The organism is Streptomyces sp. NPDC057302 (assembly GCF_042667685.1).
In the GTDB taxonomy this organism is placed as follows: domain Bacteria; phylum Actinomycetota; class Actinomycetes; order Streptomycetales; family Streptomycetaceae; genus Streptomyces.
Window position 1 is genome coordinate 221,711 of sequence record NZ_JBHUZJ010000004.1, and the last position, 24,682, is coordinate 246,392.

Below are 24,682 nucleotides of genomic sequence, written 5' to 3' on the forward strand. Positions count from 1 at the left end.
ATGTCCGAAGCCCACCGCCCGGCCGGTGCGCCGAACTGGCAGATCTACCAAGGGAGCCGACGGCCGCACGACGGCGTCGACCGCCTGCCCGAGCCGCCGCCGTGGCGCACCTTCACCGGCGGACCGCCCTTGCGCACCCCGCCGGGCGACTCCGGGAACCCGCACGCGGCGGCCAGCTATCGCCCCGGCGCGGCAGCGGTCCGCCAGGTCAACGCGGCCCTCTATCTGCGAAGGCCGCTCCTGGTCACCGGCGCCCCCGGCACCGGGAAGTCGTCCCTCGCCTACGCCGTCGCCCACGAACTGGGCCTGGGCAAGGTCCTGCACTGGCCGATCACCAGCCGGGTGACCCTGCGGGACGGGCTGTACGAGTACGACCCCCTGACCCGGCTGTACGGGGCCGAACGGGCCAGGGGCGGCGGCAAACCGGGCGTGGACGACATCGGCGACTACCTGCGCCTGGGCCCCCTCGGCACCGCACTGCTGCCCTTCGAAAAGCCCCGTGTCCTCCTGGTCGACGAGATCGACAAGAGCGACTTCGACCTGCCCAACGATCTCCTCACCATTTTCGAGAAGGGCTCGTACGAAGTCGTCGAGCTTGCCCGGCGTGCGGCGCCCACCGCCAAGGTGATGACCGCCGACAGCACCACCGACCGCGTGGAGATCCGCGAGGGCACGGTCACCTGCCGGGCCTTCCCGCTCGTCGTCATGACGAGCAACGGCGAACGCGAGTTTCCGCCCGCCTTCCTGCGCCGGTGCGTCACGGTCAACCTCAAGCAGCCCGCGACGGTCGAGGAGCTGACCGCGATCGTCAGGGAACACCTGGGCGGTGTGGTCGGCCAGGACGGCGAACTCCCGGACGGCGTCCGGAAGATCATCAAGCGCTTCTTCGAGCGGCGCAGCAGTGGCCTGCTCGCCAACGACCAGCTCCTGAACGCGATCTACATGTGCCATCACGCCTCGTTCAGCGAGCAGCCGGAGAGCGTCCTGGAGCTGGCGGACCAGGTGATGCCGTTCCTCAGCAGTGACGCGCCGCGGGATCATGACGATTGACCGGCTGCGGGACGCCCTGGAGGCGCTGGGACCGCCGGTCACGCCGCTGGAGCTCGCGGAGATGCTGTGGCTCGCGGAGCGACTGCCCGCGGAAGCGGGGGATGGCGCGGGCGCCGGGACCGGGCCCGTCGGCGCCGGGATCCGTGCCGGAGGCGGCCTTTCGGCGGGACCGCCCTCCGTCGACAGCACGGGTGCGGCGGACGGCGCGGCTCGCGCGAAGGCCCCGGGCCCGGCCGAGCCCGGAGCGGACACGGCACCTGCCGCCGATGGCGAGCACCGGGCCGCCCTGCACCTCCCGCGGGGTCTCGCCGAGCGCGGCACGGACGCGGACGAGGTTCTCGTCCCCGCGCCCCAGGCCCTGCGTCACGAACTGGCGATCCAGCGCGCCCTGCGCCCGCTCAAACAATCCGTGCCCGACCGGCGCCACCCCACCCTGGACGAGGAGGCCACCGCCGCCCGCGCGGCACGCCGCCCGGACGTGCGCCCCTGGGCGCCCGTCATGGTCCCCGGCGCCGACCGCCTCCTGAGCCTCGCGCTGGTCGTCGACACGGGCCCCTCGATGACGGTCTGGCGGCCGCTGGTGCGCGAGCTGCGCGAGGCGATGCAGCGGACGGGCGCCTTCAGGGACGTACGCCTGTGGCAGCTGAAGGACCTGGGCACGCGCCTCGGCATCCGGTCGTCGCCGGACGGCCCCGCTGTCGACCCGGCGGCGCTCATCGACCCCACGGGCCGTCAGGTGGTCCTGGTGCTCAGCGACTGCTCCGGCCCGCACTGGTGGGAGGGGCGCGCGGGACCGGCCCTCCACCGGTGGGCGAGGCACGGCCCGACCGCCATCCTGCAGCCCCTCCCGGAGCGTCTGTGGCGACGCACGGCGGCCCCCGCGGCCCCCGGCAGGGCGATCGCGTCCCGGGCGGGTGCCCCGAACACGGGGCTGCGCTTCACCCCGCACGACGGCCGCACCGGACGCCCCGCCGGCGCTGTCCCCGTCCCGGTCCTTGAGCTCGCTCCCGACTGGCTGGCCGACTGGGCCGGACTCCTGACGGCAGCGGGCGACCGGCACAGGGACACGGCCGTCACCTACGTGAGCGCCCGCCCGTCCGCGCACGCCGCACCCCTGCCGAGCGAGGCGGACCTGTCCATCGCCGAGCGCATTATGCGCTTCCAGTCGGCGGCCTCGCCCACGGCGGCCGACCTGGCGGCGCACATCGCGCTTTCCGTGCCCGCGCTGCCGGTGATGCGGCTGATCCAGCAGCGCGTCACACCGGGGTCGCGCCCGAGCGACCTGGCGGAGGTGCTGCTGAGTGGCCTCCTTGAGCCGGTCGACCCGGGAGCGGGCCTGTACGGCTTCGTGCCGGGCGCGCGCGGTGCGCTGATCGAGACCCTGCCGCGCCCGGAGTCGCTGGCCGTCGCCGAGCTGCTCGAACGGCTCGGTGAGGAGATCGAATGCAGGGCGGGCTCGGCGCCGCGGGCGTTCCGCGCGCTCGTGGCGGTCGCGAAGGGGGCGGGGAGCCGCAGGCTCGGGGCGGCGGGGCAGCCCTTCGCGCTGGTGAGCGAGGAGGCGTTGGGTCTGTTGCGCAGTACGGCGATACCGGTGGTGGAGACGTCCGTGACGGTGAACATCAGCCTGCCGCCCGACTTCGGACAGGAACTGCGCAGAGCCCGCACGGCGGCAGGTCTCTCCCTCACGGAGCTGGCCGGGATCGTCCACTACAGCAAGGGCCATCTCAGCAAGATCGAACGCGGCATGAAGCGGCCGACCCGCCACTTGGCCAGGATGTGCGACTTGACGCTCCGTGCCGGTGGGGCTCTGGCCTCGCTCCTTCCTCCCGACACCACAGGGGCGCAGGCCGGGGAGCTCACCGTCGGGCCCGCCGCACTACTGGGACCACCGGCCTCGGTGCCGTGTCCGCGACGGCTGACGAACCTGCCGCGGAAGGTGCCTTTCGTCGGCAGGCGCGACGAAATCGCCCAACTGGATGCGAAATTCCACAGGTTGCTCTCGCCTTCCGAGAACTTCACCGCCGTCCTGCACGGCATGGGAGGTATGGGGAAGACCGCGCTGGCACGCGAGTGGGCGGGGCGGGGACTCGAAGGTGACGCGTTCACGTTGGTGTGGTGGATCAACGCGGAATCGCAGGTCAGCATCGATGAAGGCCTCGCGGATCTCACGGCTGCCCTGGCGCCCTCGCTCGCCGGTCTGCTGGTACGGGAACAGCAGAAGGAATGGGCACTGAAGTGGCTGGCCGCGCAAGAGGACTGGCTGCTCGTGCTCGACGACGCGGCGGACACGGCACATGTGGGGTTGTTGATGTCGCGCATAGGGTCGGGCGGCCGTTTCCTGATCACCAGCCGACAGGGCACGGGCTGGCACGCGCTGCCGGCTGCGGTGTTGTCTCTCGATCCGATGGAACTCCCCGAGGCGGTCGAGCTGCTGACCCGACGTCTGCACGGCGAGGTGCCTGAGGGGGCCGAGCGCCTCTGCGAGGCACTTGGATGTCACCCCCTCGCGCTGGACCAGGCGGGGGCTTGGCTCGCCGAGACCCGGATGCCTGTCGGCGAGTACTTGAGGCTCATCGAGAACTCGAGGCATGGGCTGATCGAAGGCGGCCCTCCGGGCCCCGTCCCGGTATCCGGCATAGCCGAGACGTGGAAGGCGGTCCTCCACCAGCTCGATGATCCGCTGGCCAAACGAATCCTGACGACGGTGTCCTGGTACGCGCCCGAAACCGTCCCTCTCGACGTCCTGTCCGGTCTGGCACCGGCAACCGAAATGGCTCGTGCCCTGGAGATCTTGGCCAGGTCCGGTCTGATCAGAAGCGCCCCTGCCTCGATCGCCATGCACCAGATGGTCGGCATCCTCGTGCAGACTCCTGACGAGCACGACCCGTACCGCACCTCGGAAGCCCTCGTCCAGGCCCGTGCCGCAGCCGTGGACTGCGTGGCGAAAGCGCTCCCGGAGAGCCCGGAGAACCCCGGGACCTGGCATCGCTGGAGCGAGTTGGCTCCCCTCATCGAAACGCTGGCCGCTCATACCCTGGCGACGGGTGACGGTCCCCGCCTCGTGACGTCCGTGGAGGGACTCGCTGACTACTTCATCGTCCAGGGGCAGGCGAACAAGGCCGTTTCGGTTCTGCTCCGCTTGGTCGGGACGGCGGAGCGGACGCACGGTCCTACCGCTCCGGCAGCCCAGTTGGCGAAGGCGAAATTCGCTGCGGCGCTACGAGCGGCGGGGTACGTGGAGCGATCGATCGCGACGTATGAGGAGGTATTGGCCGTATTGATCGGCGAGCTGCGGGACGACGATCCGGATGTGTCGTCCCTGCAGGCCGAACTCGCGGGCGCGTACCAGGCGTTGGGGGACTTCGGACACGCCGTCGCGCTGTACGAGGAGAGCGAGGTGCGCACCGCTGCGGTCTATGGAGACGAGCACCCCCACACCCTCCAGGTGCGGGCGAGTCGCGCGGGCGCGTACGTGGAGTGGGGCGAGCCAGACGGTGTCTCGTTCGCCCTTGCCTTGTACGAAGGGACGCTGCTGGCGTCCCGTCGTGCGATGGGTGACGACCACCCGGACACCATCGCCGTACGGAGCGGGCTGGCGGCCGCGTACTACGCGGCGGGAGAGGTGGGCAGAGCCCGGAGCGAGGCGGAACAGGTGTTACTCGACAGCCGCCGTGTCCTGGGCGCCGATCACCCGCGCACGCTCACCGCGCAGAGCGACCTGGCTCGCGCGTACGAGGGCGCGGGCGAGACGGAGGAGGCGCTCCGGGCGTACGAGGACGCCCTGGCCGCCAGCCTCCGTGTCCGTGGGGCCTCACACCCGGACACGCTGCGTCTGTACGAACAGCTCGCGCACGCGTGCGTGGAGCAGGGAGAGCACGACCGGGCGATCGAACTGTACGAGAGGGCCCTGACGGAGCGCATCGCGTCGCGGGGCCCTGACCACCCCGACACGCTCCTGGTGGCCGAGCATCTGGCCGACGTTTACGGGCTGGACAGGACCTGGGAGAAGTCGGCGGCTCTGCACGAACACACACTGGACGCCCGGATCCGAGTCAGGGGAGCGGATCACCCCGACACCCGGCGGTCCTACGCGAGTCTCGTCGCAGCCCTGCGTGCGGCCGGCCGTCACGAGCGCGCCGATGCCGTGGAACGGCGAAGGGACGCCCCCACCCGGAACGAACCGGACGGGGACGCCCCGGACTGACCTCAGGCCACGTCGAACGCGGCCGGGTCCGGACCCAGCCGCCGGTCCTCGTTCAGCGCGCTGATCGCCGCCATGTCCTCGGGGTCGAGCTCGAAGCCGAAGACGTCGATGTTCTCCTTGATCCGCGACGGCGTCACGGACTTGGGGATCACCACGTTGCCCAGCTGGATGTGCCAGCGCAGGACGACCTGGGCCGGGGTGCGGCCGTGCTTGCGGGCGATGGCCACGATCGCCGGGACCTCCAGGAGGCCCTTGCCCTGGCCGAGCGGGGACCAGGCCTCCGTGGCGATGCCCTGCTCCGCGTGGATCTCGCGGGAGGCGCGCTGCTGGAGGTGCGGGTGGAGCTCGATCTGGTTGACGGCGGGGACGACCGACGTCTCGGAGATCAGCTTCTCCAGGTGCTCGGGCAGGAAGTTCGAGACGCCGATGGACTTCGCGCGGCCGTCGGCCTGGATCTTCTCGAAGGCCTTGTACGTGTCCACGGCGAGGCCCTTGGAAGGCAGCGGCCAGTGGATCAGGTACAGGTCCACATGGTCGAGACCGAGCTTCTCCAGGGACGTGTCGAAGGCGCGGAGCGTGGAGTCGTAGCCCTGGTCGGAGTTCCAGAGCTTCGTCGTGACGAAGAGCTCCTCGCGGGCGATGCCGGAAGCGGCGATGGCCTTGCCGGTGCCCTCTTCGTTGCCGTAGACGGCAGCGGTGTCGATGCTGCGGTACCCGGCCTCCAGCGCCGTCGCGACGGCGGTCTCGGCCTCGTCGTCCGGTACCTGCCAGACGCCGAAACCGAGCTGCGGCATCTCGACGCCATTGTTCAGGATGATCGGGGGGACCTTGCTCACGAGCTCTCGATCCTTAAGTCGTCGGGTGGTACTCCCATGGTCAACGATCAGATGCGGTGCCGCATTCCTTGTCCACTCCCGAGTGAAGCGTCCACTCCCGAGTGAAGTCCGGGCGTTTTTGGTCCGCACCATTGACCGCGTTCCGTCATGCCGCGACTCTATTGCACGTCGCTGAACGCAGAACACTCATGTGAACGCTCTGTGCCCGGTGACTCCTGAACCCCCACTTTTCAGGAAGGCAGCCACAAGCCCATGGACGATGCCCAGAACCCCACCACGCCGGAAGTGCCGGAAGCCGTCACCGCATGGCGGACTCCCGAGTACGAGGTCGTGGAGACCGCACTCGAAGTGACCGCGTACCGCAGCGCCGACCGGTAATCCCGCCGCCATGCTGCTGCAGGTGCTCGGCACCGCGGCGGGCGGCGGTCTTCCCCAGTGGAACTGCGCGTGTCCCGGGTGCACCGGGGCACGCGCCCACCCGGAGCGCCGCCGTCGCCACGCCTCGCTCGCCGTCCGCGTGGGGGAGGGGCGCTGGTACGTCGTCAATGCCACTCCCGACATCGGTGAACAGATCGAAGGCGCCGCGGAACTGCACCCCGGTCCCGGAGCCCGGCAGACCCCCGTCGCCGGCGTCGTCCTGACCGACGCCGAACTCGACCACACCCTCGGCATAGCCCGGCTGCGCGAAGCCCACGACGGCTTCGATGTCGTGGCGACCCCGCCCGTCCTCGACGCCGTGCGCGAAGGGCTGCGGCTCGATGCCGTCCTCGGTCCGTACACGTCCGTGCGCTGGCGCGAGTTGTCCGACGGTGATGCGGGGCGTCCGCTGGACGGGGCGGAGTCCGGGATCAGCGTCAGCGCCGTCCCCCTTTCGGCCAAGAAGCCTCGGTACGCCGCCAACTCGGCCGACAGCAGCCATCGTTGGTCCGTGGCACTTCGGCTGCGCGATACCGGGTCCGGGCGCACCCTCCTCTATGCTCCCGCCCTCGCCGTGTGGTCCGACGCCTTCGAGGCCGCCGCGCGCGACGCCGACTGCGTCTTCGTCGACGGCACCTTCTGGGACGACGAGGAACCCCTGCGCTCAGGCTTCTCCACGCGCACCGCCACCGGCATGGGCCATCTGCCCGTCACCGGCCCCGGCGGCACGGCGCACCGGCTCGCCCGGCTGTCCGGGCGCTGCCTCTACACCCACCTCAACAACACCAACCCGCTCGGGAACCCGCATGCCGAACAGCACAAGCTCCTCGCGGAGTGGGGAATCGAAGTCGCGGCGGAAGGGATGGTGATCGAGCTGTGATGGATCCGCGTGAGACAGATCCGCGTGAGACAGATCCGCGTGAGACAGCTCCGCGTGGAGTGGCTTCCCGTGAGGCTGCCCCCTGGGGCCCCGGCGAGTTCACCGAGCGGCTGCGCGCCGTCTCGGCCGAGCGCTACCACGACCGGCACCCCTTCAACGTACGCATGCACGAAGGCACCCTCAGCCGTGCGGAGTTGCGCCGCTGGATCGCGAACCGGTTCCACTACCAGCGGCACATCCCCGTCAAGGACGCGCTGATCCTCGCCAAGTTCGACGACCCGGCACTGCGCCGCGGCTGGGTGCGCAGGATCCAGGACCACGACGGCGAGAAGGAAGGCGACGGCGGCATCGAGCGGTGGCTGCGGCTCGGCGAGGCCGCCGGGATCGAACGCGGTGAACTCCTCGATGCCTCACGGGTGTTGCCCGGCGTGCGGCTCGCGGTCGACGGATACGTCAACTTCTGCCGCCTGCGGCCCGTGCTCGACGCCGTCGCCGCCTCGCTCACCGAACTCTCCGCGCCGGAACTCATGCGGACCAGGATCGACGCGTTCGAGCGGCACTATCCGTGGATCGACGCCGAAGGCCTCGCGTACTTCCGCACCCGCGTGGAGCAGGGCAGCCGCGACGGACAGGAAGCGCTCGGCCTCGTCCTGGAGTGGGCGCGCACCCGGGGCGAGCAGGAGCGGGCCGTCGCGGCGCTCGGCTTCAAGTGCGACGTGCTGTGGACGTTGCTCGACGCGGTCGACCGGGGGTCGGGGTGCGGATGACGAGCGAGGCCGTACGTGTGACGGATGGTGGCGTACGTGGGGGTGGCGTACGTGAGGGTGGCGTACACGGGGGTGGCGTACATGAGGGTGGCGTACGTCCCGACTGGCGGCCCGCGTTGGCGCGCTCGGTGATCCTGCGCCACGACCGGGTGCGCGACGTCGACCTCTTCGTGCTGCCCGAGCGCGTGGTCGTGCTGCGCGGGTCCGCCGGGAGCATCGTGGCACTGTGCGACGGCGAGCGTGAAGTCGCCGCCATCGTGGAGGAGTTGGAGCTCCTGCACCCCGGCGCCTCCGTGGCCGAAGACGTACCCCGGTTCCTCGCGGCCCTGCGGGCAGAGGGGTGGCTTCGGTGACGGGGTCCGCGCGTCCCCTGGAGCCGCCGTGGGCCCTCCTCGCCGAGCTGACGCACGGCTGTCCGCTGCGGTGTGCCTACTGCTCCAACCCCACGGAACTCACCTCACGTGCGGCCGAGTTGACCGCCACTCAGTGGCGCGACGTCATGCGCCAAGCCGCCGACATCGGCATCGTGCAGACACACCTCTCCGGCGGTGAGCCCCTCCTGCGCCGCGACCTCGCCGAGATCGTCACGGCCGCGGACTCCGCCGGTATCCACACGCAGCTGGTGACCAGCGGTGTCGGCCTGCACGAAGCGCGCCTCGCGGCCCTCGTCGACGCGGGTCTGCGCAGCGTCCAGCTGTCCGTCCAACACGCCGATCCGCAACAGGCCGAACTCATTGCTGGGGCACGGGCGTTGACCGCCAAGGAGCGGGCCGCCGGGCTCGCGCGGGCGGCGGATCTGCCGCTCGGGCTCAACGTCGTGCTGCACCGCGCCAATCTCGACGCCCTCGACGGGATCGTGGAGTTGGGGCTCGCGTGGGGTGCGGAGCGCATTGAGCTGGCCAACACGCAGTTCTACGGGTGGGCCCTGCGCAACCGGGACGCCCTGCTCCCGGACCGCGCCCAGGTCGCGCGGGCCCGTGAGCGTGTCGAGCGGTGGCGGGAGCGGCTCGCGGGGCGTATGGAGCTGGTGTGGGTGGCGCCCGACTATGTGGACGGCATCGCGAAGCCCTGCATGGGCGGCTGGGGCGCCATCTCGCTGACCGTCGCCCCGGACGGCACGGTGCTGCCGTGCCCGGCCGCCGGTGAACTCCTCGGTCGTGATGCGCCGAACGTCAAGGATCATCAACTCGGCTGGATCTGGAGGGAGTCGGCGGCCTTCAACCGCTACCGCGGCGAGAGCTGGATGCGCGAGCCCTGCCGCAGCTGCGACCTGCGGACCGTCGACTTCGGCGGCTGCCGCTGCCAGGCGTACGCCCTGACCGGCGACGCCACCCGCACGGACCCCGCCTGCCACCGCTCGCCGGACAACGGGGCGGTCCGCGCCCTGGTCGACGGCGCGGGAGGCAGCGCGGGTGCCTTCGCCTACCGGGCGCCCCCGAAAACGTAACCCCCTCCCGCCTGCCCCCTCCCGCCTGCCCCCTCCGACCGCTTCCCCCGCTGCGGGACGTCATCCCACTCCCGCAACCTCAGATCGTTAGGAACCCTTCCTAACAGCGTTCTAACCAGACAAAGGAGAACAGACCCCCCATGTCCCACACCCCCCGCAGAACGGCCACCGCACTGGCCGCAGCCGGCGTCCTCGCGGCGACCGCGTCCCTCGCCCTGGCCGCACAGTCGTCGGCCGCGCCCCCGGAGGCGACCGTCAAGGCCCCGGCCGTCAAGGCGTCCGGCACGATCCACGCCGCCCCGTACGAGTACCTCGGGTGGGGCAGCCCGCAGAAGCCCACCGACGTGATGGCCGCGACCGGCGTCAAGTGGTTCACGCTCGCCTTCATCCTGTCCGACGGCGGCTGCAACCCGGCCTGGGACGGCAGCCGCCCGCTGAAGGGCGGCTCCGACGAGTCGGCCATCAAGTCCATACGCGGCGCCGGCGGAGACATCGTCGTCTCCGTCGGCGGCTGGAGCGGCGCCAAGCTCGGCGAGAAGTGCTCGAGCGCCACCGCGCTCGCCGGGGCGTACCAGAAGGTCATCGACGCGTACAAGCTCAAGGCGTTCGACATCGACATCGAGGACACCGAGTTCAGCAACGCGACCGTGCGCCAGCGGGTCGTGGACGCCCTGAAGATCGTGAAGCAGAAGAACCCGGGGATCGTCACCTACGTCACGATGGGGACGACCCCGACCGGCCCCGACGCCACCGGCAAGGACCTCATCAAGCGTGGCGCCGCGGCCGGTCTCGCCAACGACGCCTGGGTGATCATGCCGTTCGACTTCGGCAGTCACAGCGGTTCCATGGGCGACGCCTCGGTGAGCGCGATGGAGGGCCTGAAGAGCGCGGTCAAGAGTGCCTACGGCTACAGCGACGCCGACGCGTACAAGCACACCGGTATCTCCTCCATGAACGGCAAGACGGACGTGGCGGGCGAGACCGTCACCACGAACGACTTCAAGAAGATCCTCGCCTACGCACAGCAGCACCACATCGCGCGCTTCTCCTTCTGGGCGGTCAACCGCGACCGCGACTGCTCGTCGGGCGGCAGCGCGGGGGACTCGTGCAGCGGCGTGTCGCAGGCCCCGTACGACTTCACCAAAATCGTTGCCCAGTACGGGGGTTGAGACATGAACATCGGCAAGAGGAGAGCGGCCGTGCTCGGCGCCGCCGCCCTGGTCGTCGGGCTCACGCAGTACGTCACGTCGGCGTCCGCGGCCCCGGACCAGCCGAAGGCGGCGGTCGGTGAGCCCAAGGACATCGCGACGATATCCACCGGCTGGACGATCCCCTGGGGCACGTCCTGGACGCCCGACGGCACGTCCGCCCTGGTCACCGAGCGGGACGACTTCCGCGTCTGGCTCGTCTCGGGCGACGGCAAGGACAAGAAGCAGATAGGGACCGTCCCCGAGTCTCAGACCACCGGCGGCGAAGGCGGGCTGATGGGGGTGGCCGTCGATCCGGACTGGGCCACGAACCACTACGTGTACGTCATGCACACCTCGACCGAGGGCAATCGCATCGCGCGCATGACGTACGACGGGACGAAGCTGACCGGCTACAAGGCCCTGCTCAAGGGCATCAAGAAGAACAAGTACCACAACGGCGGCCGGCTGGCCTTCGGCCCCGACGGCTATCTCTACGCCACCACCGGCGATGCCCAGGACGGCGCTCTCGCGCAGGACGAGAACTCACTCAACGGCAAGATCCTGCGCCTCACCAAGGACGGCGGGGCGGCCCCCGGCAACCCCTTCGGCAACTACGCCTACAGCATGGGGCACCGCAACCCGCAAGGCATCGCCTTCGATGCCCAAGGGCGCTTGTGGGAAGCGGAGTTGGGTCAGAACGCCAAGGATGAGCTCAACCTCATCAAGCCCGGCAAGAACTACGGCTGGCCCACCTGCGAAGGCACCTGCGACGTCTCCGGCATGACCAACCCCAAGACGACCTGGGGCGTCGCGGAGGCCTCGCCGAGCGGCGTCGCGATCGTCGACGGCGCGGTCTACATGGCGGCGTTGAAGGGCGAGCGGCTCTGGCGCATCCCGATCAACGCCGACGACGAGAACGTCGGGACGGCCAAGGCGTTCTACGTCGGTGAGTACGGGCGCCTGCGCGCGGTCACCGCCGTGCCGGGCGCGGACCAGCTCTGGCTCTCCACCACGAACGCCGACAACAACGGTGGCCGGCCGGACGGTTCCGACCAGATATTCCGCGTGACCATCGGCTAGCGGCACAAGCTAGACCCCCGTGGTCCCGAGGTACGCGTCCCGCACCTTCGGGTCGGCGCGTACCTCGGCCGCCGAGCCCTCGGCCAGGACCCTGCCGAGGTCGAGGACCACCACGCGGGCGCAGAGCTCCATCACGAAGGCGACATTGTGCTCGACCAGGAGCACGGAGCAGCCTTCCTCGTCCGCGAGGTGCCGGATGACGGCCGACAGGTGGCCTCGCTCGTCGGCCGTCATCCCGGAGGCGGGCTCGTCCAGGAGCAGCACTCCGGGCGGGTCCGCCACCGCGCGTGCCAGCTCCACCATGCGGGCCCGGCCGACGGGCAGGGAGCCCGCGTAGTCGTCGGCGAGTGCGTCAAGCCCACACTCGCGCAGGACGGTTGACGCACGCGACCGTCTGGCCCTCTCGTGCGTACGCCGGGTCGGCGCAGCCAGCAGATCGGCGCCGAACCCGCCACCGCCGCCACGCCACTCCTGTGCGACGAGCAGGTTGTCGGCCACCGTGAGCTGCCCGAAGAGCTGCTGGCGCTGGAACGTGCGGCGCATGCCGTGGCGGGCGCGCCAGACGGGGGAGCGGCGGGTGACGTCCGCGCCGTCGAGCAGGACGCGCCCGTGGTCGGGGCGGCGGATGCCGGACACGACGTCGAACAGCGTCGTCTTTCCTGCCCCGTTGGGGCCGATGAGACCGCAGACCTCGCCGCGGCGCAGGCTCAGGTCCACGTCCGTGAGGGCGTGCACACCGCCGAAGCGGACGCCTATCGCGGAGGCTTCGAGGACTCGGTCGCTCATGCCTGTCCCACTCCCTCGGTGCTGCCCTGCGCGGCTATGCCCAGATAAGCCTCGGTCAGCTGGTCCGGCCGGACCTCGGAGCGCGGGCCGCACCAGGAGATCCGGCCCTGCGCGAGGTAGGCGACGGTGTCGGCGACACCGAGGATCTCGGCGGCCTTCTCCTCCACCAGGAGCAACCCCGTGCCGGCGTCCCGCAGTTCGGCCAGCAGGCGGAAGACCTCGTCGACCACCCGGGGTGCGAGGCCCAGGGACGGCTCGTCCGCGATCAGTACGCTGGGCGGGCGCTGGAGGAGGGGAGCGAGGGCGAGCAGCTGCTGTTCTCCTCCGGAGAGCGACCCCGCGGTGACCTTGCGCCGGGCGGCGAGGCCGGGGAAGCGGTCGTAGACGGCGTCGCGGGCGTCCCCCTCCGGGAGGTGCAGGGTCAGGTTCTCCTCGATGGTGAGGGAGGGGAAGATGCCGCGGCCTTCGGGGGCGAGGACGACTCCCGCGCGGGAGCGGCGGACGGGTCCGCTCCGCGTGGCGTCGTCCCCGGAAACGTATATCTGCCCCTGGGCGGGCGCGAGGGCCCCGGCCGCGACTCGGCACGTCGTCGACTTGCCCGCCCCATTGGGGCCGAGGAGGGCGACGATCTCGCCGGGGTGGACGGTGAGGGTCACTCCGTGGAGGACGGCGGCGCCGTCGTATCCGGCGTGGACGTCACGTAGGGCCAGGGAGGGCGGGGGATTCTCCTCAAGCCTACCCCTTCCCGAGGACCCGCCCGGCGCAGGGGCCTCGTCTGCCGTCATCACCGGCTTCGCCGAGTTCGTCCTCGATCGCCGGACGGGCTGAGAGGCACCAGCTCCCGCCACCCGTACCCGTCTCCGATGCAGCCGCACCGAAACCGCCGCACAGTACCCGTCCGGATCATTGGCCAACGCAAGCCCCGCCAACCCGAACAGAATCACCGGCAGCTGCACCGACTCCGTCACGTAATCGGCGACCAGATGCGGCACGATCGCGAAGACGAGCCCCGCCACCACCGCGAACTGCGGCCTGCGCACGCCCGCGGCGACGACCACCGCGAGCCACACGAGCCCCGTCATCGCGGTGAAGTCCGTGGCCGTGATCCGTGTGTTGAACGACGCGTACATCACGCCGCCGAACCCCGCGAGCCCCGCCGACAACGTGAACACAAGGAGCTTCGTCCGCACCACCGAGACCCCGGACGCCATCGCCGCCGCCGGAGCGGACCGCACCGCCAGCATCGCCCGCCCCGTCGCCGACCCCCGCAGCGCGCTCAGCGCGGCCACGGCCACCGTCACCAGGACGACCATCGCCACGCCCATGGCCCGGTCGTCGCTCAGATCGACGGGCCCGAAGACGGCGCGCGGGATCTCCCATCCCGTGTCGCCGTTCCTCAACCACCCCATCTGGAAGAGGACTTGATCGGCGAGGAAGGCCAGGGCGAGCGTGGCGAGGGCCAGGGACCGGCCGCCGAGACGCAGCGCCGGCAGCGCGACGAGGGCGCCGAGCACCGCCGCCCCGCACGTCCCCACGAGGGCCGCGGCGATGAACGGCCACCCATGGCTCACCAGGAGCCCCGCCACGAGCGCCGCGCCCGTCACGAACGTCGCCTGCGCCAGGGACACCATCGCGCCGAGGCCCGTCACCACGGTGAAGGAGATGAAGACCAGGGAGATCGCCAGGCCCTGCGCGAGGATGCCGCTCCAGAAGGGTGTGGTCACCGTGTAGAAGGACAGCGCCAGCAGCACACCCCCCACGGCCCACGGCCCCCACCTGCGCAGCCATGATTTCCCGGCGAGATAGTCGATCGGCGGCGCGTCCACCGCCGCCGTGCCCGCGATCCGCTGCCGCCGCGTCATGAGGAGCAGCCCGGCGAAGAGGATCAGGAACGGGACCGCCGTACGGAACCCGGTGATCTTCTCCGCGAAATCGGCGTACCCGGCGACCAGGTTCTGCAGCACCCCGAGCCCGAGCCCGCCCGCGAACGCCAGCGGAATCGACATGAAGCGCCCGAGCACCGCGGCGGTGGCCGACACGAACAGGAACAGGGTGAAGTCATGTGACGACAACCCCAGCAGGGGAGTGGCCAGCACACCCGCAAGCCCCGCGAGCCCCGACGACAGCATCCACGCCACCGACGAGAGCCGGTCCGCGCTCATGCCCCGCAGCTCCACCAGCGAGCGGTTGTCCACCGCCGCCCGCAGCCGGAGCCCCAGCGGCGTGTGCCGCATCAGGATCCACAGGCCGATCGCGACCACGGCCGTGGCGACCCACGTGATCAGCTGATCGGAGTCGATGCCGACGCCGTCCATGAGCTGCCAGTTCTTGGCGGGGCTCGGCCCGACGCCCGGCAGACCGAACTGGTTCTCGGCCGGTTTGACGGACGCCCCCGCGTCCTGAAGGAGCTCCACCACCCACAGGCCGAGCGCGGGCAGCGCGACGAGCAGCCCGATCGTCGCGACGATCTGCGCGGTCTCGCCCACCCTCGCCAGCTTGCGGAACATCAGCCGGTCCAGGCCCCAGCCGAGCGCGGGCGCCACGACACAGACGAGGAGCAGCGCCGTCGGCACGGCGGGCCAGCCGAAGCCGGAGTGGAGTTCGTAGAAGGTGAGCGCGCAGAGGTAGGCGGTCGCGCCGTGTGCGAAGTTGAAGAGACCGGAGGCGGAGTAGGACAGGACGAGACCCGTCGCGAGCAGCGCGTACAGGGCGCCGGAGACGAGACCGCTCAGCACGAATCCCAGCAGGTCGGACACGATGGCCCCGCCCTTCTACTTGAAGGGGATGGGTTCGTAGCACGTGAAGGGCGACGACACCGAGTACTTCCCGTCCTTCAGCCGCACGAGGGCGCCGCAGCCGAACGACTCCTTCTGCCCCTTGGGCAGGCTGCGGTCACCGACCATCGTGTCCTTGTCGGAGAAGCCGTTCGCCGCCTGCTGGAAGGAGTCGACGGTCAGGTCCTTGCCCGCCTCCTCGGCGATCGAGAGGAAGAGGTCCGCCGACATATAGCCGGTCATCATGTGCATGTTGAGCGGGACATCCTTGCCCGCGGCCTTCCTGATGTCCGCCTTGAACTGCTTCATCGCCGCGGTGTTCTGCTCGAACGGCTGGAAGGCAAGGAGGATGTGCACGCCGTCGAGCGCCTTCTTCGTCGCGCTCTTGGCGAGCAGGCCCGGGTCGTAGTCGGTCGGGTCCGTGATCACGCCCTTGAAGCCGGAGCGCTTGACGGCCGTGAAGAGGCCGATGTTGTACGGGGTCTGCATCACGGAGACGACCACGTCCGGCGCCTTGCCGCCGTCGGAGCGCAGGATCTCCTTGGTATACGCGGACCAGTCGCTCGGCACGGAGGTCGCGGGCACGGTCGACTTGGCGTACGTCACCTTGTAACCGGCCGCCGCGAAGCTCTGCTTGTAGGTGCGGATGGCGAAGGTGCCCGCGTCGTTGTCGTTGGCGAGGATGGCCACGGACTTGCCCTTCGAGCCGTCCGTCACCTTCTTCAGGCCCTCGGGCCAGCTCTGGGTGATGGTGCCGCCCGGCATCGGGACCATGCAGCCGCCGAATCCGTACATGTAACTCGGGCCGCAGAAGGGAGGGATGGTGCCCCAGCCGAAGGTGGGGACCTTCTGCTTCTGGAGGAAGTCGGCGCCGGAGAAGGTCACCGAGCTCATCGGCGACACCGCGAAGACCTTGTCCTGCTGGACGAGTTTGCGGGCCGCCGCGAGGTTCTTGCCCGGGTCCTGGCCGTCGTCCTCCGCGCCCAGGTAGTCGATCTTCCGTCCGTGTACGCCGCCTTCGGCGTTCGCGCGGTCGAAGCGGGCCTTGGCGCCGAGGTCGGTGTCCTTCTTGCTGTAGCCGCTCGCGGTCGTCATGGAGACGATGCCGCCGACCTTGATGGAGTCGGCGCTCACCCCGCGTACGGAGCCGCCCGCCTGGTCGCCGCCGCCCGAACCGCTGCTGTTGGATGAGGAGTTGCAGGCTGTGGCGAGCAGCAGTGCGGCCACGGTGGCGGTGATGGTGCGGATCGTTCGCGACACGGGCGAGCCCCCTCCGACGAAGTGAGGGTGATTCTGTGCGCGACCTGATGAACCGTCAATATCTGACGCGACGTTAATTGATGGACCGTCAGAAACCGGCTCCGCTCACCTCACGCCCGGTACAAGGCCTCCACCTCGGCCGAGTAGGCCGTCTCGATCGCTTTGCGCTTGAGCTTCAGCGAGGGCGTGAGCAGCCCGTGTTCCTCGGAGAACTGGTGGGCCAGTATCCGGAACGTGCGGATCGACTCCGCCTGGGAGACGAGGGTGTTGGCGGCCACCACGGCCCGCCGCACCTCGGTCTCCAGATCCGGGTCGCGCACCAGGTCCGTCGGGTTCATCGGCGGCTTGCGGCGCATGGTCAGCCAGTGCTCGACCGCCTCGCCGTCAAGCGTGACGAGCGCCGCGATGTAGGGCCGGTCGTTGCCCACGACGATGCACTGCGCGACCAGCGGATGGTCGCGCACCCGCTCCTCCAGCTGCCCCGGCGAGACGCTCTTGCCGCCGGAGGTCACCAGGATCTCCTTCTTGCGCCCGGTGATCGTGAGGTAGCCGTCCTCGTCGAGCGCCCCCAGGTCGCCGGTGCTCAGCCAGCCCTCGTGCAGGGTCGCGTCGGTGGCCTTGGGGTCGTTGAGGTACCCCTGGAAGACGTTGCCGCCGTTGAGCCAGACCTCGCCGTCGTCCGCGATGTACACGGTGGTGCCGGGGATGGGCTGGCCGACCGTGCCGTAGCGGGTGCGCTCGGGCGGGTTGGCCGTGGCGGCGGCGGTCGACTCCGTCAGGCCGTAGCCCTCGTAGATCTCGACGCCCGCGCCCGCGAAGAACAGGCCGAGCCGCCGGTCCATCCCGGAGCCGCCGGACATCGCGTGCCGGACACGGCCGCCCATGGCGTCGCGCACCTTGGCGTAGACGAGCTTCTCGAACAGCGAGTGCTGCATGCGCAGGGCGGCCGAAGGCCCCGGCCCGGTGCCGAAGGCCTTGGCCTCCATGGCGTCCGCGTACCGCACGGCGCACTCCACGGCCTTGTCGAACGGGCCGGTCTTGCCGTCCTTCTCGGCCTTGCGCCGTGCCGCGTTGAAGACCTTCTCGAAGATGTACGGCACGGCCAGGATGAAGGAGGGTCTGAAGGCCGCGAGGTCCGGGATGAGCGCCGCCGCGTTCAGGCTCGGCTGGTGGCCCAGCTTGACCCGGCCGCGCACCGCGGCGACCTGCACCATGCGCCCGAAGACGTGCGCGAGCGGCAGGAAGAGCAGCGTCGTCGCCTCGTCGCCGCGCCGGGAGTGGAAGACCGGTTCCCAGCGCTGGATGACCGTCTCGGCCTCGAACATGAAGTTCGCGTGGGAGATCAGACAGCCCTTGGGGCGGCCGGTCGTGCCCGAGGTGTAGATGATCGTGGCGATCGAGTCGGGCGTCACCGCGCGGCGGTGGCGGTTGACCACCTCGTCGTCGACGTCCATGCCCGCGCGGTTCAGCTCGTCCACGGCGTCGGCGTCCAGCTGCCACAGCCTGCGCAGCTGCGGCAGCCGGTCGATCACCGAGCCGATCGTCATCGCGTGGTCCTCGTGCTCGACCATGGCGGCCGACACCTGCGCGTCGTGCAGCATCCAGAAGACCTGCTCGGCGGAGGACGTGGGGTAGACGGGCACCACCTGGGCGCCGACCGTCCAGAGCGCGTAGTCGAAGAGCGTCCACTCGTAGCGGGTGCGGCACATGATCGCGACGCGGTCGCCGAAGCGCACGCCCTGCGCCAGCAGCCCCTTGGCGAGCGACATCACCTGGTCGCGGAACTCCGCCGATGTGACGTCGCGCCACTCGCCGTCGGCTTTGCGGCCCATGGCGATGTGGAGCGGATCCTCAAGGGCATGGTCGAACACGACGTCGGCAAGGCCGCCCACCAGCGGCGCCGACGCCAACGGAGGGTTCGTGAACTCGCGCAATGATGCTCCTTGTGGCGCTCCGCACAGCGCCGGTGACGGTACCCCACCGCAGTGCCCGGCGGGAGAGGGGTGACCGACCCCTCGGTACGTACCATCCACGCTGGTCAGCCGGTTAAATCCGGCCACAAGGGGAGGGGTGGGACAGAATACTTACGGTTCAGTAAGTTTCGGTGGCGTAATCTCCACCGAATCTGTACGCAGCGGTTACGGCTGTGATTGTCCTTCGAGTACGCGTCCGGCGGGTGCCGGAACCTTCGCTTCCGGTGCCGTGCGCGCGGACCGGACCATGGCGAGAACCGCCACTCCCGCGACCAGTCCCACCACGCCGGCGACGACCGCCGCCGCGTTCAGACCGGAGGCGAACGCCGTCCGTACGGCGTGCTCGGAAAGCGTGCCACGCACCGCCGACGCACCGCCGCCCGCGACCGTGTGAGCCGCGTCATGACCGAGCGTGTCCTGCATGCGCGAGGTCAGCACCGTGCCGAAGACGGCGACGCCGAGCGCGTACCCGAGCTGACGGAACGTGTTGACCGCGCCGCCCGCCATCCCCGAGTTCGCCGGCGGCACCGCGGCGAGGGCCGCGCCCCCCAGGGCGGGTGAGACGAGGCCGGTGCCGATGCCCGCGAGCGTGAGCCCGGGGACGAGCGCACCCCAGGACGACCCGGCGTCGAGCACGGCGAGCGCGATCCCGCCGCCACCGATCAGGAGCAGCCCCACGCCGATGGTCAGCCGCGCGGGCACCCCGTGCAGCAGGCGCCCGCCGATCGCGGCCACCACGAACGAGGTCGCGGCCAGCGGCAGCATGACGAGGCTGCCGGAGACCGGGCTCATGCCGAGCACGGTCTGAAGCCAGATCGAGAGGTAGGGCATCAGGCCGAACGCCGCGGCGTTGTAGCCGATCGCGCCGACCAGTACGCCGGTGAAAGCGGGCACGCGCAGGAGCCTCAGGTCCAGCAGCGGGTGCGCGACCCGGCGTTCGACGGCCACGAAGGCGGCGAGCGCGAGCACCGCGACCGCGAGCGTCACCACGGTCGGCGTCGACGTCCAGCCCTCCGAACCGGCCCGCACCACTCCGTACGTCAGCGCCCCCGCGAAGAGCGCGAACGCCACCGTGCCCGCCCAGTCGACCCGGCGGCCCGCCTGCCCCTTCGACTCCGGGACCACGCGCAGCGTCAGCCACATCGAGGCGACGCTCACCGGCAGGTTCACGAAGAAGATCCACCGCCAGCCGGGTCCCTCGGCGAGCAGCCCGCCGACGATCGGCCCCATCGCCGCGGCGGCCCCGCTGACCGCTCCCCAGACGCCGAGCGCGACCGAACGGTCCCGCCCCTGGTAGGCGGCGCCGAGCAGCGGCAGGGTCGTCGCGAACATCGCGGCGGCGCCGAGCCCTTGCAGCGCGCGCGATGCCACCAGGACCTCCGCGTTCGTGGCGAGCCCGCAGCCCAGCGAGGCGAGCGCGAAGAGCGCGGTGCCCGCCACGTTGAGCCGCCGCCGGCCGAGCACGTCCGCCGCCGCCCCCACCCCGAGCAGCAGCGCGGCGAGCGCGAGCGCGTAGCCGTCGATCACCCATTGCAGATCGCTCAGCGAGGCGTTCAGCGCCCCCGCCATGTCGGGCAATGCCACGATCACGATCGTCACGTCCAGCAGCAGCATGAACGTCCCCAGGCATACCGCTGTGAGCGGCCCCCATGTACGCATCGTCAACTCTCTCCTCGTTCGGCTTGTGCCTCGTACGATGGAGGCCGACCGGACGATCCGAATGACCAGCCGCGACAGATCGAAGGAATCCGACAGTGATGGGTAGTGTGGCAACAGAATCCATCATCCCGGCGGAGATGCGGGACTCGCTCGACGTCAGACTCCTCCAGGCCCTGGAGATCGACGGCCGCGCGCCCTTCAGCAAGATCGCCGCCGTCCTCGGCGTCTCCGACCAGACCGTGGCGCGGCGCTACCGCAAGCTGGTCTCCGACGGCAGCCTGCGGATCGTCGCCGTCCGGGACCACGGGAGACTCGGCCAGGACCAGTGGATGCTGCGGCTGCGCTGCGCGCCCGACGGCGCCGAGGCCATCGCGAGCGCCTTGGCCCGCCGCCCCGACACCGCGTGGATCGGCCTCACATCCGGCGGCACCGAGGTCGTCTGCTGCACCCGCCCCCGCACCCGCAGCGACCAGGACGACCTGCTGCTCGGCAAGCTCCCGCGCACCCCGCACATCATCGACATCCACGCCCAGCAGGTCCTGCACCGCTTCTTCGGCGGCCCGGACGGATGGCTGATGAAACACGGGCCGCTCAGCGCCGAGCAGCGCGCGGCCCTGCGCCCCGCGCCGCCCGCCTCCGCCGCCCGTGCCGAGGGACCCCTGCGGATCGAGCCGGAGGACGAACCGCTCGTCGCCGCGCTCGAAGAGGACGGCCGCGCGACCTACCCGGAGCTCCAGCTGGCCACCGGGCGTTCGGAGTCCGCGGTCAAGCGCCGTCTCGGCGCTCTCCTGGCCTCCGGCGCGATCTACATCGACATCGAGTACGCCAACGAACTCATCGGCCTGCACGTCGGGGCGATGCTCTGGATCACCACCGCTCCCTGGGCCCTGGACACGGTGGGCAAGGCCCTCGCGTCCCACGCCGAGATCGCTCACGCCACCGCGGTGGCAGGACCCTCGAACATCATGGTGACCGCCGTGACCCGCGACATCCCCGCGCTCTACGCCTACCTCAGCGGCAAGCTCGGCCAACTCGACGGCGTCCAGCACGTCGAGACCGCGCCGTTCATGCGCCGCGTCAAGCAGCTCACCTACCGGCCCCGCCTGCGCTGACGGTCCCTACCTCCGCTGACGCCGCCGGTGCAGCCGGTCGCCGCCCGCGAGGATCGAGGCCGCGAGCGCGTCGGCCGCGCCCTGCGCCGAGGCCCGCCGCTCGCCGTGCAGGAGGACGAAGTCGACCGCGCCGAGCTCGGGAAGGCCCGCCCGCTCGGGGACCCGGACCAGGCCCGGCGGGATCAGGCCGTGGGAGTGCGCCATCACGCCGAGCCCCGCGCGGGCGGCGGCGACCAGGCCGTTCAGGCTGCCGCTGGTACAGGCGATCCGCCAGGCGCGGCCACGCCGCTCCAGCGCTTCGAGGGCGAGCGCGCGGCTGATGCCGGGAGGAGGGAACACGACGAGCGGCACCGGCTCGTCGGGGTCGAGCCGCAGCCGCCCGGCGCCGATCCAGACGAGCTCGTCGTGCCAGACCAGCTCGCCGCGCGGATCCTCCGGGCGCCGCTTGGCCAGGACCAGATCGAGCTTGCCCGCGTCCAGCTTCTCGTGCAGCGTGCCGGACAGCTCGACCGTCAGCTCCAGATCGACGTCCGGGTGGTCGTGCCGGAACGACTCCAGGATGTCCGTGAGCCGGGTCAGGACGAAGTCCTCCGACGCCCCGAACCGCAGCCGCCCGCCAAGCCGCGTCCCGGTGAAGAACGCCGACGCCTGCTCGTGCACCTCCAGGATCCGCCGCGCGAAGCCGAGCATCGCCTCGCCGTCCTCGGTCAGCTCCACGGAGTGCGTGTCGCGCGCGAAGAGCTGGCGCCCGGTGGCGTCCTCCAGGCGGCGCACGTGCTGGCTCACCGTGGACTGGCGCAGCCCCAGGCGCCGGGCGGCCTGCGTGAAGCTCAACGTCTGGGCGACGGCGAGGAACGTACGGAGCTGGGCGGGGTCGTACATGGTCACGACGTTATCGCAGGTTATCGCGGAACGTGATGACAGTCAGAGCGGTATCCGGGATTCCCGATCGCGGTGATCAGGAGGATCATCAAGAGGGCACGATGTGAACCAAACCGATGGAGCGAAGTGAAACGCCCGAGCTGGCCCACCTGGATGCCGATCGACCCCTACATCCTGGCGTTGCTCGGCACGGTAGGCGTCGCCGCGCTGCTGCCCGCGCGCGGCATCGGCGCCGACATCGCGGGCGGCGCGTCGACCGGGGCCGTCGCGTTCCTCTTCTTCCTCTACGGCGCGCGGCTCTCCACCCGTGAGGCACTGGACGGGCTCAAGCACTGGCGCCTGCACGTCACCGTCCTCGCCTGTACGTTCATCGCCTTCCCGCTGCTCGGACTCGCGGCCAAGGGCCTCGTCCCGTACGTCCTGACGCCCGCCCTCTACAGCGGGTTCCTCTTCCTGACGCTCGTGCCCTCCACGATCCAGTCCTCCATCGCCTTCACCTCCATGGCGCGCGGCAACGTACCTGCGGCGATCTGCGCGGGCTCCTTCTCCTCCCTGGCCGGCATCGTCCTGACACCGCTCCTGGCGGCCGCCCTGCTCGGCAACAGCGGCGGCGGGTTCTCCGCGGACTCGCTCCTGAAGATCGTGGCTCAGCTCCTCGTGCCGTTCCTGGCCGGACAGCTCCTGCGCCGCTGGATCGGCGGCTTCATCGCACGGAACAAGAAGGTGCTCGGCCTCGTCGACCGCGGCTCCATCCTGCTCGTCGTCTACACCGCGTTCAGCGAAGGCATGGTGCAGGGCATCTGGCACCAGGTGACGCCGCTGCGGCTCGGCGCGCTGCTCGGCGTGGAGGCGGTGCTGCTCGCCGTACTGCTCGCCTCCACCTGGTACGGGGCCAAGCGGCTCGGGTTCGACCGCGGGGACCGCATCGCCATCCAGTTCGCCGGGTCGAAGAAGTCCCTGGCGGCCGGACTGCCCATGGCGAGCGTCCTGTTCGGGGCCCAGGCCTCGCTCGCCGTCCTGCCGCTGATGCTCTTCCACCAGATGCAGCTGATGGTCTGCGCGGTGATCGCCAAGCGGCGCTCGCGCGACCCCGAGGACTTCCCCGCCGTCACTGAGCCGTCGCGATCCGAAGAGACACGAACCGCGGTCGGTACAGGGACACGTTCCGGGTGACGTTGGCCTGCGCGTTCGCGGGCGCCGCGTCGAGCCAGTTGACGTCGTAGCTGAGCAGCAGCCGTCCGTTCCCGCTGAGCGCCGGATGGGCCTGGGGGTTGTAGGCGGCCATGTCCTGCTCGGCCGAGCCGTCCTTCGGCAGCGGCGCCGCGAAGCCTTTCGCGGGGCCGTGCCAGGGGCCGGTGGGCGAGCACGCCCAGTAGGAGGTCACGTCGGTCAGGCCCTCGGCGCCCGCGGCCATCGTGAACAGGACGTACGTCCCCTTCACGCGCACCACCGTGAACGCGCTGCCCACACCCTTGCGTTCGCCGTCGCCCAGGACGTGCCGCGGCGCTCCCGTCTCCGTCCAGTCCTTGCCGTCCCAGTACCGCCACGCGCCGGGCTCCGCCAGCCTGCCCTTGGGCACCCGCGCCACATAGGCGTGCGAGGCGGGACGGGCGACCGCCTTGCCGTCGTTGCCGCCGAAGACGTAGGTCCAGTCGCCGTCGTCGACCGTCGTCGTGCCGTACAGGACGCGCTTCTCCGGGTCCCGCACCGACTGCTGGTCGGAGACCTTGACGATGCCCTCGACGCGCAGATCGGGCAGGGAGAGCGTGGCGACCTCGGTGGCGGTCGGGACGCCGTAGATCCAGGGGCCCGTCCCGGTGGCGCGGGTCCACAGCAGGACGCGTACGACCTTGTCCGCCGAGCCGGGGGAGCGCGGCTCCACCTTCGCGGCGACCGGCCAGCGCCACTGCTGCGGGGCCGGGTCGGGGAAGAGCGGGGCGGGCAGGGTGCGCTGCGGGGTGCCCGAACGCGACATCACCACGGCCGAGTTGCGGACCATGGGCGCGGTCGCGTCCCGCCAGGTGTGGGGCTGGCCCGCCGGGTTGGGGGGCGCGTGCACCTGGCCGAGGAAGGTGTCGGAGAACAGCCAGAGGAGCCGCCCGTCCGGCAGGCGCACCGAGTGCGTGCCGTCGCCGCCGGTCCAGTCGTCGGCCCGCGCCGTGTCGTCGCCGTAGCGGGCGAAGGCGCCGGTGACCTTGTCGTCGGCCGTCCAGGACGAGACGGTGCGGGCCTCGCATGCGGCATCGCCCTCCCGGTCCTCCGGGAGGGCGATGAGCAGCACGGCCGCGCAGGCCAGGGCGAGCAGCAGGACGATCCAGGTCCTGTGCGCGCTCCGGCCTCCGCGTGGACCTTGGTCGACGGACAC

Annotated in this window: 19 protein-coding genes; 11 read left to right on the forward strand and 8 right to left on the reverse strand. The window is 70.9% G+C overall.

Going from position 1 to position 24,682, the window contains the following annotated elements; genetic code table 11:
- Window positions 1-1,050 carry an AAA family ATPase gene (locus ACFUPX_RS05440; RefSeq protein WP_383316330.1) on the forward strand — a complete coding sequence of 350 codons (1,050 nt, stop codon included), beginning with the start codon at window positions 1-3 and terminating at the stop codon, window positions 1,048-1,050.
- On the forward strand, window positions 1,040-5,254 hold the full coding sequence (locus tag ACFUPX_RS05445) for an SAV_2336 N-terminal domain-related protein (protein ID WP_383316333.1): 4,215 nt from the start codon (window positions 1,040-1,042) through the stop codon (window positions 5,252-5,254). Before ACFUPX_RS05440 ends, ACFUPX_RS05445 begins: the two co-directional genes overlap by 11 nt.
- 2 nt (window positions 5,255-5,256) lie before the next feature.
- Here ACFUPX_RS05445 and ACFUPX_RS05450 read toward each other — a convergent pair whose 3' ends face one another.
- The gene (locus tag ACFUPX_RS05450; RefSeq protein ID WP_383316453.1) at window positions 5,257-6,048 is read right to left on the reverse strand and encodes an aldo/keto reductase; all 792 of its coding nucleotides are present in this window, start codon (window positions 6,046-6,048) and stop codon (window positions 5,257-5,259) included.
- A 294-nt stretch (window positions 6,049-6,342) separates the two neighbouring features.
- On the opposite strand from ACFUPX_RS05450, the gene pqqA reads away from it, so the two are divergent.
- From pqqA to ACFUPX_RS05485, 7 genes are all read left to right on the forward strand, one after another.
- On the forward strand, window positions 6,343-6,468 hold the full coding sequence (pqqA, locus tag ACFUPX_RS05455; protein WP_383316336.1) for a pyrroloquinoline quinone precursor peptide PqqA: 126 nt from the start codon (window positions 6,343-6,345) through the stop codon (window positions 6,466-6,468).
- Window positions 6,469-6,478: 10 nt separating this feature from the next.
- The gene (pqqB, locus tag ACFUPX_RS05460) at window positions 6,479-7,387 is read left to right on the forward strand and encodes a pyrroloquinoline quinone biosynthesis protein PqqB (RefSeq protein WP_383316339.1); all 909 of its coding nucleotides are present in this window, start codon (window positions 6,479-6,481) and stop codon (window positions 7,385-7,387) included.
- A 59-nt stretch (window positions 7,388-7,446) separates the two neighbouring features.
- Window positions 7,447-8,154, forward strand: a complete 708-nt coding sequence (gene pqqC, locus ACFUPX_RS05465; RefSeq protein WP_383316342.1) for a pyrroloquinoline-quinone synthase PqqC — start codon at window positions 7,447-7,449, stop codon at window positions 8,152-8,154.
- Window positions 8,151-8,507, forward strand: coding sequence for a pyrroloquinoline quinone biosynthesis peptide chaperone PqqD (pqqD, locus tag ACFUPX_RS05470; protein ID WP_383316344.1), 357 nt, complete (start codon window positions 8,151-8,153; stop codon window positions 8,505-8,507). The genes pqqC and pqqD overlap by 4 nt, the downstream gene beginning before the upstream one ends.
- Entirely contained in the window at window positions 8,504-9,601 is a 1,098-nt protein-coding gene (gene pqqE / locus ACFUPX_RS05475) for a pyrroloquinoline quinone biosynthesis protein PqqE (protein ID WP_383316348.1), read from the forward strand. The genes pqqD and pqqE overlap by 4 nt, the downstream gene beginning before the upstream one ends.
- A gap of 140 nt (window positions 9,602-9,741) precedes the next feature.
- A complete protein-coding gene (locus tag ACFUPX_RS05480) occupies window positions 9,742-10,770 on the forward strand; it encodes a chitinase (RefSeq protein WP_383316351.1) in 1,029 nt (342 codons plus the stop codon).
- A 3-nt stretch (window positions 10,771-10,773) separates the two neighbouring features.
- Window positions 10,774-11,871 (forward strand): PQQ-dependent sugar dehydrogenase, encoded by a 1,098-nt coding sequence (locus ACFUPX_RS05485; RefSeq protein WP_383316354.1) that lies wholly within the window; start codon window positions 10,774-10,776, stop codon window positions 11,869-11,871.
- A 9-nt stretch (window positions 11,872-11,880) separates the two neighbouring features.
- On the opposite strand, the gene ACFUPX_RS05490 is transcribed toward ACFUPX_RS05485, so the two are convergent.
- The 5 genes from ACFUPX_RS05490 to ACFUPX_RS05510 form a co-directional block, all read right to left on the reverse strand.
- On the reverse strand, window positions 11,881-12,657 hold the full coding sequence (locus ACFUPX_RS05490) for an ABC transporter ATP-binding protein (RefSeq protein WP_383316357.1): 777 nt from the start codon (window positions 12,655-12,657) through the stop codon (window positions 11,881-11,883).
- Entirely contained in the window at window positions 12,654-15,413 is a 2,760-nt protein-coding gene (locus ACFUPX_RS05495; protein WP_383316360.1) for an ATP-binding cassette domain-containing protein, read from the reverse strand. The genes ACFUPX_RS05490 and ACFUPX_RS05495 overlap by 4 nt, the downstream gene beginning before the upstream one ends.
- Before the next feature lie 15 nt (window positions 15,414-15,428).
- Window positions 15,429-16,691, reverse strand: a complete 1,263-nt coding sequence (locus tag ACFUPX_RS05500; protein WP_383316363.1) for an ABC transporter substrate-binding protein — start codon at window positions 16,689-16,691, stop codon at window positions 15,429-15,431.
- 110 nt (window positions 16,692-16,801) lie between these two features.
- Complete coding sequence (locus tag ACFUPX_RS05505; protein ID WP_383316367.1) at window positions 16,802-18,625, reverse strand: AMP-dependent synthetase/ligase; 1,824 nt, start codon at window positions 18,623-18,625, stop codon at window positions 16,802-16,804.
- Between the two features lie 204 nt (window positions 18,626-18,829).
- Window positions 18,830-20,323, reverse strand: a complete 1,494-nt coding sequence (locus ACFUPX_RS05510) for an MFS transporter (protein ID WP_383316374.1) — start codon at window positions 20,321-20,323, stop codon at window positions 18,830-18,832.
- Between the two features lie 98 nt (window positions 20,324-20,421).
- Between ACFUPX_RS05510 and ACFUPX_RS05515 the strand changes: the two genes are divergently transcribed.
- Window positions 20,422-21,435 carry an Lrp/AsnC family transcriptional regulator gene (locus ACFUPX_RS05515; RefSeq protein ID WP_383316377.1) on the forward strand — a complete coding sequence of 338 codons (1,014 nt, stop codon included), beginning with the start codon at window positions 20,422-20,424 and terminating at the stop codon, window positions 21,433-21,435.
- 6 nt (window positions 21,436-21,441) lie between these two features.
- Here ACFUPX_RS05515 and ACFUPX_RS05520 read toward each other — a convergent pair whose 3' ends face one another.
- A complete protein-coding gene (locus tag ACFUPX_RS05520) occupies window positions 21,442-22,317 on the reverse strand; it encodes a LysR substrate-binding domain-containing protein (RefSeq protein WP_383316380.1) in 876 nt (291 codons plus the stop codon).
- Between the two features lie 126 nt (window positions 22,318-22,443).
- Between ACFUPX_RS05520 and ACFUPX_RS05525 the strand changes: the two genes are divergently transcribed.
- Entirely contained in the window at window positions 22,444-23,490 is a 1,047-nt protein-coding gene (locus ACFUPX_RS05525) for a bile acid:sodium symporter family protein (RefSeq protein WP_383316383.1), read from the forward strand.
- On the opposite strand, the gene ACFUPX_RS05530 is transcribed toward ACFUPX_RS05525, so the two are convergent.
- The gene (locus ACFUPX_RS05530) at window positions 23,426-24,682 is read right to left on the reverse strand and encodes a hypothetical protein (protein WP_383316388.1); all 1,257 of its coding nucleotides are present in this window, start codon (window positions 24,680-24,682) and stop codon (window positions 23,426-23,428) included. The two genes, ACFUPX_RS05525 and ACFUPX_RS05530, sit on opposite strands and share 65 nt — an antisense overlap.

Excerpts from the sequence above, each read along its gene's own strand:
- ACFUPX_RS05440 (WP_383316330.1), top strand. The coding sequence starts at position 1 with ATGTCCGAAGCCCACCGCCCGGCCGGTGCGCCGAACTGGCAGATCTAC.
- ACFUPX_RS05445 (WP_383316333.1), top strand. The coding sequence starts at position 1,040 with ATGACGATTGACCGGCTGCGGGACGCCCTGGAGGCGCTGGGACCGCCG.
- ACFUPX_RS05450 (WP_383316453.1), bottom strand. The coding sequence starts at position 6,048 with ATGCCGCAGCTCGGTTTCGGCGTCTGGCAGGTACCGGACGACGAGGCC.
- pqqA (WP_383316336.1), top strand. The coding sequence starts at position 6,343 with ATGGACGATGCCCAGAACCCCACCACGCCGGAAGTGCCGGAAGCCGTC.
- pqqB (WP_383316339.1), top strand. The coding sequence starts at position 6,479 with ATGCTGCTGCAGGTGCTCGGCACCGCGGCGGGCGGCGGTCTTCCCCAG.
- pqqD (WP_383316344.1), top strand. The coding sequence starts at position 8,151 with ATGACGAGCGAGGCCGTACGTGTGACGGATGGTGGCGTACGTGGGGGT.
- ACFUPX_RS05480 (WP_383316351.1), top strand. The coding sequence starts at position 9,742 with ATGTCCCACACCCCCCGCAGAACGGCCACCGCACTGGCCGCAGCCGGC.
- ACFUPX_RS05485 (WP_383316354.1), top strand. The coding sequence starts at position 10,774 with ATGAACATCGGCAAGAGGAGAGCGGCCGTGCTCGGCGCCGCCGCCCTG.
- ACFUPX_RS05490 (WP_383316357.1), bottom strand. The coding sequence starts at position 12,657 with ATGAGCGACCGAGTCCTCGAAGCCTCCGCGATAGGCGTCCGCTTCGGC.
- ACFUPX_RS05510 (WP_383316374.1), bottom strand. The coding sequence starts at position 20,323 with ATGCGTACATGGGGGCCGCTCACAGCGGTATGCCTGGGGACGTTCATG.
- ACFUPX_RS05515 (WP_383316377.1), top strand. The coding sequence starts at position 20,422 with ATGGGTAGTGTGGCAACAGAATCCATCATCCCGGCGGAGATGCGGGAC.
- ACFUPX_RS05520 (WP_383316380.1), bottom strand. The coding sequence starts at position 22,317 with ATGTACGACCCCGCCCAGCTCCGTACGTTCCTCGCCGTCGCCCAGACG.